This window comes from Rhodococcus sp. O3, from assembly GCF_048897285.1.
GTDB lineage: Bacteria > Actinomycetota > Actinomycetes > Mycobacteriales > Mycobacteriaceae > Rhodococcus.
This window is the reverse complement of sequence record NZ_JBMBTE010000160.1, coordinates 1-9547: the sequence shown is the minus strand read 5'-3', so window position 1 is coordinate 9547 and position 9547 is coordinate 1. Positions and strand designations below refer to the sequence as shown.

9 protein-coding genes are annotated in these 9547 nt (G+C 68.1%); 4 read left to right on the top strand and 5 right to left on the bottom strand.

Features of this window, described 5'->3' with window-relative positions:
- From ACN675_RS25870 to ACN675_RS25860, 3 genes are all read left to right on the top strand, one after another.
- A partial coding sequence (locus ACN675_RS25870; protein ID WP_420753556.1) for a penicillin-binding transpeptidase domain-containing protein occupies positions 1-736 on the top strand: 736 nt, incomplete at its 5' end.
- Between the two features lie 83 nt (positions 737-819).
- Positions 820-2496 (top strand): NTF2-like N-terminal transpeptidase domain-containing protein, encoded by a 1677-nt coding sequence (locus tag ACN675_RS25865; RefSeq protein ID WP_420753555.1) that lies wholly within the window; start codon positions 820-822, stop codon positions 2494-2496.
- A gap of 56 nt (positions 2497-2552) precedes the next feature.
- Positions 2553-3290, top strand: coding sequence for a sulfite exporter TauE/SafE family protein (locus tag ACN675_RS25860; RefSeq protein WP_420753554.1), 738 nt, complete (start codon positions 2553-2555; stop codon positions 3288-3290).
- 31 nt (positions 3291-3321) lie between these two features.
- On the opposite strand, the gene ACN675_RS25855 is transcribed toward ACN675_RS25860, so the two are convergent.
- From ACN675_RS25855 to ACN675_RS25835, 5 genes are all read right to left on the bottom strand, one after another.
- On the bottom strand, positions 3322-4788 hold the full coding sequence (locus ACN675_RS25855; protein WP_420753553.1) for a peptide MFS transporter: 1467 nt from the start codon (positions 4786-4788) through the stop codon (positions 3322-3324).
- Between the two features lie 62 nt (positions 4789-4850).
- Entirely contained in the window at positions 4851-5234 is a 384-nt protein-coding gene (locus ACN675_RS25850) for a DUF3054 domain-containing protein (RefSeq protein ID WP_420753552.1), read from the bottom strand.
- 104 nt (positions 5235-5338) lie between these two features.
- Positions 5339-5896, bottom strand: a complete 558-nt coding sequence (locus ACN675_RS25845; RefSeq protein WP_420753551.1) for a YceI family protein — start codon at positions 5894-5896, stop codon at positions 5339-5341.
- Between the two features lie 94 nt (positions 5897-5990).
- Positions 5991-7139 carry a lysylphosphatidylglycerol synthase transmembrane domain-containing protein gene (locus ACN675_RS25840; protein ID WP_420753550.1) on the bottom strand — a complete coding sequence of 383 codons (1149 nt, stop codon included), beginning with the start codon at positions 7137-7139 and terminating at the stop codon, positions 5991-5993.
- Between the two features lie 42 nt (positions 7140-7181).
- A complete protein-coding gene (locus tag ACN675_RS25835; protein ID WP_420753549.1) occupies positions 7182-8639 on the bottom strand; it encodes an adenylate/guanylate cyclase domain-containing protein in 1458 nt (485 codons plus the stop codon).
- Positions 8640-8805: 166 nt separating this feature from the next.
- Between ACN675_RS25835 and ACN675_RS25830 the strand changes: the two genes are divergently transcribed.
- The coding region (locus ACN675_RS25830; RefSeq protein ID WP_420753548.1) for a DUF5931 domain-containing protein at positions 8806-9547 on the top strand (742 nt) is incomplete at its 3' end.

The window sequence follows — 9547 nt, the reverse complement described above, 5'->3', positions numbered from 1 at the left end:
GACCGGTCTCTATCCGCCGGGGTCGACGTTCAAAACGGTGACGACGTCGGCGGCGTTGCAGGCCGGGGCGGCGGCTCCGGACACGGTGCTGCCGTGCCCGGGCGTTGCGACGATCGAGGACCGCACGATACCGAACGACGACAGTTTCGATCTCGGCTCGGTGCCCCTGCACACGGCGTTCGCGCGTTCCTGCAACACGACGATGGCGCAGTTGGCGGTGAATCTGCCACCGGATGCGCTGACCGATGCAGCGGCCCAATTCGGTCTCGGCATCGACTATGTGACACCGGGGTTGGTGACCGTGACCGGAAACGTCCCGGTCGCGGATTCGGCGGCGCAGCGCGTCGAGTCGGCGATCGGCCAGGGCGCGGTGACCGCGTCGCCGTTCGGGATGGCGATGGTCGCGGCGTCGATCGTGCGCGGTTCGACACCGCTTCCGATGATCGTGCAGGACGAGCCGGCGACCGCGGATCGGACCGTGGACGCCGCGCCTGCACCGGTGACCGCGGCGTTACGAACTATGATGCGCGAGACCGTGACCGGCGGGACCGCAACCGTTTTGAACGACATTCCGGAACTGATCGGCAAAACGGGGACCGCAGAGTACGGTGGCACGAACGAGGCGCACGGATGGTTCATCGGAGCGCAGGACGATCTCGCGTTCGCGGTTTTCGTTGCAGGAGCAGGGAGTTCGGCTCCTGCGCTGGACGTGGCCGGGCGCGTGCTCAGGAGGTGATTCGGACCTCGTAGTCCAACTGTGACAGCATCGTAGGCAAGCTGTGCTTGAGGCTCAAGTGACTGAAGTGAAGGTTGATCTTTATGGGTTCTCGGGAACGGCGACGAGTGCGAGTGGTCGCCCTCATCTCCGCGATCGTGATCTGTGTGACGGCCGGTGTCGTGGCGTTCACGATCGCCGACTCGCGCAGCGATGTGGAGCGCCTCGTCGACGATTTCGTAGCCGAATTGAACGAACGTGACGCCGAGGGCGCCGCAGCCCTGACGTCCTACCCGAACGCGGCGTCCGCGACGCTGACCCAGCTGTTCGACGGACTGTCCGACGGCACGGTCGAGTACGAGATCACCCAGCTGGTCGAGCTTTCCGGTGAGTCCGGTTACTTCACGCTCGAGGGGAATTGGAACTTCGGACCGGACAAGGACTGGTCCTATCAGGTCGACGGTTCCGTCAAGAAGCTCGCCGTCGGCTGGCGCGTGTCGTGGAGCCCCGACGTCGTCGTACCCGATCTCGGCGGCGGACGCACCGTGCACCACGTACGCACCGACGCCGCGCCACCGAAAATCTTCGATCGCAACGGGCAGTTGCTGATGGCCGAGCAGACGATCAACACGGTCGTGCTCGATCCCGCGAAGATGCCCGATCCGGTGCTGACGACCACGCTGCTCGGTGACGTCCTCGAACCGGTCGCACCGGTCATCACGGCCGCGTCCATGCAGCAGCGCCTCGCGGAACAGCCCGGTGAGCGGATCGCCGCCGTCAAACTGCGCGACCAGGACTACCAGTTCCTCGAGGACGACATCGTCGCGATTCCCGGCGTCGAGGTGATCAAGACCCCGACCCTCATCAGCGCCGATCGCCGGATCTCGAGCCCGCTGCTCGACTCCTTGCGCAGCGCGTGGCAGCTCGAACGCGACCGGACCGCCGGCTGGGCGGTGACCCTGGAGGATCCGCAGGCCGGCCCCATTCAGGTCGCCGGATTCCAGGGCCCGCCGCCGCCGGATCTCGTCTCGACCCTCGACTCGCACGTCCAGCTCGCCGCTAAGGAGGCCGTCGTCAGCGTCGGAACTCCCGCCGCGATCGTCGCGATCCAGCCGTCCACCGGCGGCATAATCGCCGTCGACGTGAACAACCAGGCCATGGAACTCGGGGCCGTCGCGACCCGCGGCCTGTACCCGGCGGGGTCGGCGATGGACCCGGTCCGTGTCGCGGCGGGTATGGCGCTGGGGAAGGATCCGGCGCAGGTCAGCACCGCCGAACTCGGCGACATCGCGCGCAGGCTCGGTCTCGGCCTCGACTACACCGTGCCCGGATTCGAATTCGAGACCGCGCAGTTCGGGCAGAACCGCAGCGGCGTCGTGCAGTTCACGGGTTCCCCGGCGGACAGCGAAGCACTGCTCAGCCCGATGGGAGCCGCGATGCTCGCGGCGTCGATCGCGCGCGGCGACGCGGCGATGCCGATGATCGTGCAGGGGCAGCCGGCGACCGTCGCGGAACCGGCCGAGCCGCTGCCGGCCGAGACGATCGACGCCTTGCGCGCGATGATGGTCGACAACGTCCAGAACGGACCGGCGTCGTTCCTCAGGGGGCATGCCGGTCTGACGGGCATCGCGGGGGACAACGGCGACGACCGCTGGTTCTACGGGGTGAGCGGCGACATGGCGTTCGCGGTGTTCGTCGCGAACGCCGACGGCGGCGACCGCGCGATCAAGATGGCCGACATGTTCCTGCGCGAACTCGGGAAGCCCGCCGACGCATTCTGACCGGACACGGCCCCAGCGTTCGCGGGTGAAAGCGGACCCCGGTACGTTTGTTCGTCGTGACCCTCTTCGACCTGCTGCTGCTCGTCGTTGCGGGCTTCTTCGCCGGGCTGATCGGCTTCGTCACCGGACTCGCCTCGATCGTGTCCTATCCCGCGCTGCTCGCGGTCGGCCTGTCGCCGGTCGCGGCGAACGTCACCAACACCGTCGCGATGGTCGGTGTCGGGGTCGGTGCGTTGTCGAACTCGGCGCGCGAGGTCGTCGACACCGGGCCGCGGGTGTGGCGATGGACCGCCTACGCGGCGATCGGCGGTGTGGTCGGTGCGGTCGTGCTGCTCGCGGCGCCGGAAGGGTCCTTCGAGGCGATCGTCCCGTATCTGGTGGCGCTCGCCGCGCTCGCGTTGCTGTTCCAGCCCCGGATCCGCGCGTTCGCCGGGGGCCGCGATCTGCCGCGCACGTTCTCGGCGGCGGTATTCCTCGTCGCCGTGTACGGCGGTTACTTCGGTGCCGGCGCCGGGGTGATCTTCCTGGCGCTCATCCTCGTGTGTTCGTCGGAGACGATCTGGCGGGCGAGCATCCTCAAGAGTTACCTGCTCGGCGTCGCGAACCTGGTCGCCGCGATCGGCTTCGCCGCGTTCGGTCCGGTGCACTGGCCCGCGGCCCTCGCGATGGCGATCGGGACCGTCGCCGGCGGCTGGTGCGGCCCGCCGGTCGTCAAGCGCATTCCGCCGGGCGTGCTGCGGGTCGGTGTGTCGATCGCCGGTTTCGGGCTCGCCGCGTGGCTCGCCCTGCGGTAGCCACGGTGGCAGGGGCGAAGACGGTCCGGCGTCAGTGCACGCCCTGCATCATCCTGCGAATCCACGGCGAGATCGCCATCAGCACGATGCCCACACCGATCGACGCCCCGCCGATCCACAGGTAATAGGGCACCTCGTTGTTCTCGTCGTAGTACTTGGCGAGGGTGCCGGCCATCGCCGTGCCCAGGGCCACCGACAGGAAGAACAACGCCACCATCTGCGTGTGGAAGTTCTGCGGAGCCAGCTTCGTCGACAGCGACAGGCCCACCGGGGACAGGAACAGTTCGGCGAACGTGAACAGCAGCAGGATGCCCACCAGGCCGAGCAGCGGCGCGCTGTTCGGACCACCACCGGACATCGGAATGAAGCACAGGAACGCGATGCCCATGATGATCGTGCCGATCGAGAACTTCATCGGTGACGAGGGCTGCCGCGGTCCCAGCTTCGTCCACGCGGCGGCGAACACACCCGCGAAGACGATGATGAACACCGGGTTGATGGACTGCACCCAGGACGGCGGGAAGTCCCAGCCGAACAGGTTCCGGTTCAGCCGCGTGTCCGAATACACCGCGACCATCGTGAACTGCTGCTGGAACAGCGACCAGAACGCGGCGCTCGCCAGGAACATCGGGATGAACGAGATGACGCGCTTGCGCTCGACCGGTGTGATCGCCCGGCTCGACAGGATGATCACGAAGTAGACGACCGCCGCGACGATCGTCAGTGTCACGACGATGTCGGACATGTTGTCGCTGGTGATCAGGCCGGTCAGCGATGCCACGGCGATGATCACCACCGCGGCGGCCGCGATGGCCGCGACGCGCATGCGCAGCGTGGCCGGAAGCGGATGCGGGGGTGTCGCGCCGATGCCGCCGAGCCGCTTGCGGCCGATCGAGTACTGGATCAGGCCGATGGCCATGCCGATCGCGGCGAGCCCGAAGCCGTAGTGGAAGCCCATGTTGGTCTGCACCCAGCCGGTGAGCAGCGGGCCGACGAGGGCACCGAGGTTGATGCCCATGTAGAAGATCGAGAAGCCCGCGTCGCGGCGTTCGTCGTGTTCGTCGTACAGGTCGCCGACCAGCGACGTCGCGTTCGCCTTGAGGCCACCGCTGCCGACCGCGACGAGCACGAGACCCACCCCGACCCCTGCGAGTCCGGGAATGACAGCCAGTGCGATGTGGCCGCACATGATCATCACGGCGCTGTAGAACAAGGTTCGTTCGGAGCCGAGCAACCGGTCGGCGATCCAGGCGCCGAGGATCGTCGACAGGTAGACGGTGCCGCCGTAGGCGCCGACGATCGACGTCGCGGCCGCCTGGCTGATCCCCAGCCCGCCCTCTTCGACCGAGTAGTACAGGTAGTAGATCAGGATTCCCTGCATGCCGTAGAAGGAGAAGCGTTCCCACATCTCGACACCGAACAGGTTGGCCAGCGCGAGCGGCTGGCCGAAGAACCGGTGGTCCGACTGCGAATCCGGACGTGCCGCGGTGTCACTCATGAAAGTCACTTTCCCACCGGGCACGCACCCACGGGGATATTTCGAAGGTCAGCGCGTCGGCGTCACCGGGTCGCGACGTCGCGGCGACGGGCCCACACCCGGGCGATCACACGCCAGCCGACCAGGAACAGTCCGAGGAACAGGGTCGCGACCACGATGAACGCCGTCGCCGTGCCCTGCCCGGTCACCGCGCGCAGCAGCATGCCGACGACGAGGGTGCACAGCCACACGAGGATCCCGGTAGGGACGGCGGCGCGGGCGTCGAACTTGTCGCGATAGAGCCCCGCGGTCGCGAACCAGCCGACGGTCAATCCGGCGAGGAACGGCCACGCAGTGGTCGCGATACCCGGAATGTTCAGGGTTTCGTCGTGACTCGAGCGCCCGAGAGCGGCGAAGACGACTACGAGGACGATATCGATCACCAGCGCCGGCGCGTACTTTTTCACGGGTTCAAGGGTAGGTCGGTGGCGCGGATGCGCGTCCTTCGGCCCCGGACGAAAACGAGCGCCCTCCGGAGACGGAGGGCGCTCGTTCGGAGTGGTGACGCAGGTCAGGCCTGCAGACCCGCCTCGATCTCGAGGTTGATGGTGATCTTGTCGCCGACGACGGCGCCGCCACCCTCGAGCGGCATGTCGATGCTGATGCCGAAGTCCTTGCGGTTGATGACGGTGGTGGCCTCGAAGCCGGCGACCGGGCCGTTGCCCATGCCCGGGTTGACGCCGTTGAACTCGAGTTCGAGCTCGACGGGCTTGGTGACGCCGCGGAGGGTGAACTCACCGTCGACGACGAAGCCCTTGCCGGTGCTGCGGATGCCGGTGGAGGTGAAGGACGCGGTGGGGAACTTCTCGGCTTCGAAGAAGTCGGCGGACTTCAGGTGCACGTCGCGGTCGCTGTTCCGGGTGTCGATCGAGTCGACGGCGATCTCGGCGGACACGGCGGCGGTGCCGTCCTCGGCGACGGTCACGGCGCCGGAGAAGTTCGTGAAGTTACCGCGAACCTTGCTGACCACGAGGTGGCGGACGGTGAAGCCGACGGTCGAGTGGACGGGGTCGATGGCCCAGGTGCCGGCGGTCAGGCCCGGGAACGTCGCGGTGGTGGCGGTGGTCATGGCAACTCCTCGTACTGATCAAAGTTTCAACTTCTGATGTGTTCCACCATGACACCGGATGGTTGATTACGCAACTATTGTGTGGTGCGGATCACTACAGAATGCGGTCGGGAGCCGGGCCGGGATCGCCCTCGGCCCGGGGAGGGGAAGCGGGCCGGCGCGTGAGCAGCGACCGGGCCTGGTGCTCCCGTTCCAGATCCAGTTCGGCGTCGTCGATGCGATGCGACCGATACAGCACCGCGATCACGATCCAGCCCACGACCGCGACGATCACGAAGCTGACCATGCGATACACGAACACCGCCGCCAGCGACTGCGACGCACTCATCCCCGCCGCCGTCAGCGTCGCGATCAACGTGCCGTCGACGAAACCGAGCCCGCCCGGCGCCAGCGGCACACTCGCCACCGCCTTGGCCGCGGTGAACGCGATCAGCAACCCCGGCAGCGACGGATCCCCACCGACCGTCCAGCACGCGAGGCCCAGGCACGCGACGTCGAACACCCGGTGCACGCCGGACCAGCCCAGCGCCGTCAGGGCATCCCGCCGGCCCAGGTCCACCGACTCGAGCTGGCCCAGGATCCGTTCGAACGACTCGACACCGGTCTCGGCCGGCTTCTTCGTCAACCGGTTGACGCGGTGGATCACCCACAGACCCAGCGCCTCGATCGACGACGGATTCCTCGCGACATGACGCAACCCGAAGAAGAGTGCGAACACTCCCGCGACGGCCAGCACCAGCGTGACCGGGCTGACCCGCGACCCGACCGCCAGCGCCCCGGCCACCCCCACCGCGGCGAGGGTCGCCGTCGCGATCACCCCGGACACCGCCAGCTGCCAGGATGCGACGACCGGCGTCGCACCCCATCGGCGCGTCTCCTTGTACGTGAACGCCGTGGAGAACACCGGCCCGGCGGGCAAGGTCACCGACATCGCCGTGCTCGCGTAGACCACCGACGCCGATCGGAAGTGTCCGACGGTGACCCCGCCGGCATGAAGCAGGCGCTGCTGGACACCGGCGAAGCCGCTCAGCGCCGCGGCCTGGGCCGCGATACACGCCGTGAACCAGCCCCAGTGCATCTCCGTCAGGGCACGCCACGAATCGCTCAGCGACGGCCACAGGTAGACACCCTCGACGGTCAGCAGCACCACGAGTGCGACGCCGAGCAGCCATTTCACCCATGCGAAGGCGCCCCGACGCGGCGCTGCGCCGGGACGGGGTGGTTCATCGCGAGGCGGCGCCACGCGGATCAGCGTAGCCAACGCCGCGATGCGACCGGTCTCACTTCACTCGGGATATTTGATCGGTGAGGCCAGGTGGGTCAGCCGTCGGCGACCCCGCAGCTGCACCTCGTCGCCCAGCTCCCACTGCGCGCGCTCCTCGTCGTCGGCGAAGTACAACGCGCTCGACGACGCCAGCACCCGGCTCGGACGCATCTTCGCGAGCTCGGTCAGGCGCGACGCCTCGTTCACCGGATCACCGATCACCGTGTACTCGAACCGCTCGGCCGCGCCGATGTTGCCGGCCACCGCGAGCCCCGCCGACACCCCGATACCGATGTCGAGGCCGGTGATCTCGTCGAGCGCGAACCGCAGCTCCCGCGCCGCGGCCAGTGCCGCGGTGGGTGCATCCGGGCGGTCCAGCGGTGCCCCGAAGATCGCCAGCGCCGCGTCACCCATGAACTTGTTGACGAACCCGTGATGCCGGTCGACGACGTCGACCACGACCCGGAAGAACTCGTTGAGCAGGTCCACGACCTCGTTCGGCGGCCGTTCCGCGGCGGTCGCCGTGGAGCCGACCATATCGACGAACAGCACCGCCACGTACCGGGTCTCGCCGCCCAGTTCGGTGCCGTACTGCAGCGCGCGGCGCGCGACGTCCTCGCCGACGTGCTGACCGAACAGTTCGCGCAGCCGTCGCCGCTCGTCGGACTCGGCCATCATCCGGTTGAAGCCGACCTGCAGGCGACCCATCTCGCTGCCGTCGAACACCTCGACCTGCACACCGGTCGCGCCGCGCTGCACCCGTTCGATCGCCCAGCGCAGCTGTTTGACCGGATCGGAGATCTGCGCCGAGGTGAGCGTCGACAGGACCAGCGCCAGTCCGATCGCCATGATCGACAGCGCGAGAATCGCCCACGACAGCGAATCGGACGAGAATTCCATGTCCGAAGTGAGCTGCGTGACGCACAACAGCACGATGCCGGCCACAGGCATCAGGGTGCCCAGCCCCCACGTCATCGCCAGCCGGGTGCCGACCCCCGGCGCCATGGTCCGGTCGAACCGGCCCTCGCTGAGCGCCTGGGCCGCCACCGGCCGCAGGATCCGCTCACCGAGCATGTAGGTGAACCCGAAGGTGCTCGTCGCGGCCATCGCCACGGTGATCGCCACCGCCGCGGCCAGCGACGGCATCTCCTCCGCGGTGAGGAACACGAACAGCACGCCGCCGAGAATCCACAGCACGAGATGCACGATGGCCTGCCGCAGCGGTGCGTGCAGCGCAGCCATCTGCTCCGATCGCGTCGGCGGGCCCCCGCGCAACTGCCACCGGACCACCGACCGCAGCATCACCGCCGCGGCCGTGAGACTGACGACACCGGCGAAGGCGAGGTACACGGCGAACACCGCGAAGTTGCGGACCCGGTCCGCGATGATGTTCTCCGATTCCGAGATCGGGATGCCGTAGCGGACGAACGCGAAGACCAACAGGGCGCCGAACAGGTTCGACGCCCCCATCGAGACCATATAGAGGGGCCAGCGACTACGCAGAGTCGTCGCGACAGCCCGATATGACCTCAACACGACTTCAAATCAAACCACTGTAACGACCGTCACAGCACGTCGTGGTCCATAAAACGCGTCACCGAACCCTACGATCTCCCCGATCGACACGAATCGGGGGACGTGGGTAATGGGAGGAACCGCACGAGGACGGCACGATGCCGATCCGGATGCGCCGCTGTGGCGAGCTTCGCAGGTGTTCCGCCTCGTCACTCTCGCCTACGCGGTCGGCTCCCACATCTCGACCGTCCCCAACTACACCCGGCCCGGACTGGGCTGGTTCTTCATCGCCCTTCTCGCGGCGTGGTCGGTGCTCTCGGCGGTCCTGCTGTCGCGCGGAACGGCCCAACGCCGGCAGGTGGTGGCACTCGACCAGATCGTCGCGATCGCCCTCATGGGTGCGACCCGACTGATCGCCGACCACGACTGGTACAGCAACCACCAGACGATGCCGACCACACTGTGGGTCGCCAACGCCGTGCTGTCCGCCGCGGTGCTCGGCGGCCCGGTCGCCGGGACGTGCTCGGCCCTCGTGATGGCCACCGTCAGCGCCGTCGTGCGTGACCAGATCAACCTCGACCTGTGGCGGGACGCGACCGCCCCCGTGCTCGTCGCCGTCGGCGTCGCGATGGGGTTCGCGACCGTGACCGCGCGCCGCGCCCACCGGCAACTCGAACAGGCGGTGCGGATGGCCGCCGCCGCCGAGGAACGCGACCGGCTCGCCCGCCAGGTGCACGACGGGGTGCTGCAGGTGCTCGCCCTCGTCCAGCGGCGCGGGAACGAACTGGGGGGACCGGCAGCCGAGCTGGCCCGTCTGGCCGGCGAGCAGGAAGCCGCGCTGCGGATGCTCATCTCCGAACAGGGCACCCGGG

What these genes read in the sequence shown, in the direction of transcription:
- ACN675_RS25865 (WP_420753555.1), top strand. Translation starts at nt 820, where the DNA reads ATGGGTTCTCGGGAACGGCGACGAGTGCGAGTGGTCGCCCTCATCTCC.
- ACN675_RS25855 (WP_420753553.1), bottom strand. Translation starts at nt 4,788, where the DNA reads ATGAGTGACACCGCGGCACGTCCGGATTCGCAGTCGGACCACCGGTTC.
- ACN675_RS25845 (WP_420753551.1), bottom strand. Translation starts at nt 5,896, where the DNA reads ATGACCACCGCCACCACCGCGACGTTCCCGGGCCTGACCGCCGGCACC.
- ACN675_RS25835 (WP_420753549.1), bottom strand. Translation starts at nt 8,639, where the DNA reads ATGGTCTCGATGGGGGCGTCGAACCTGTTCGGCGCCCTGTTGGTCTTC.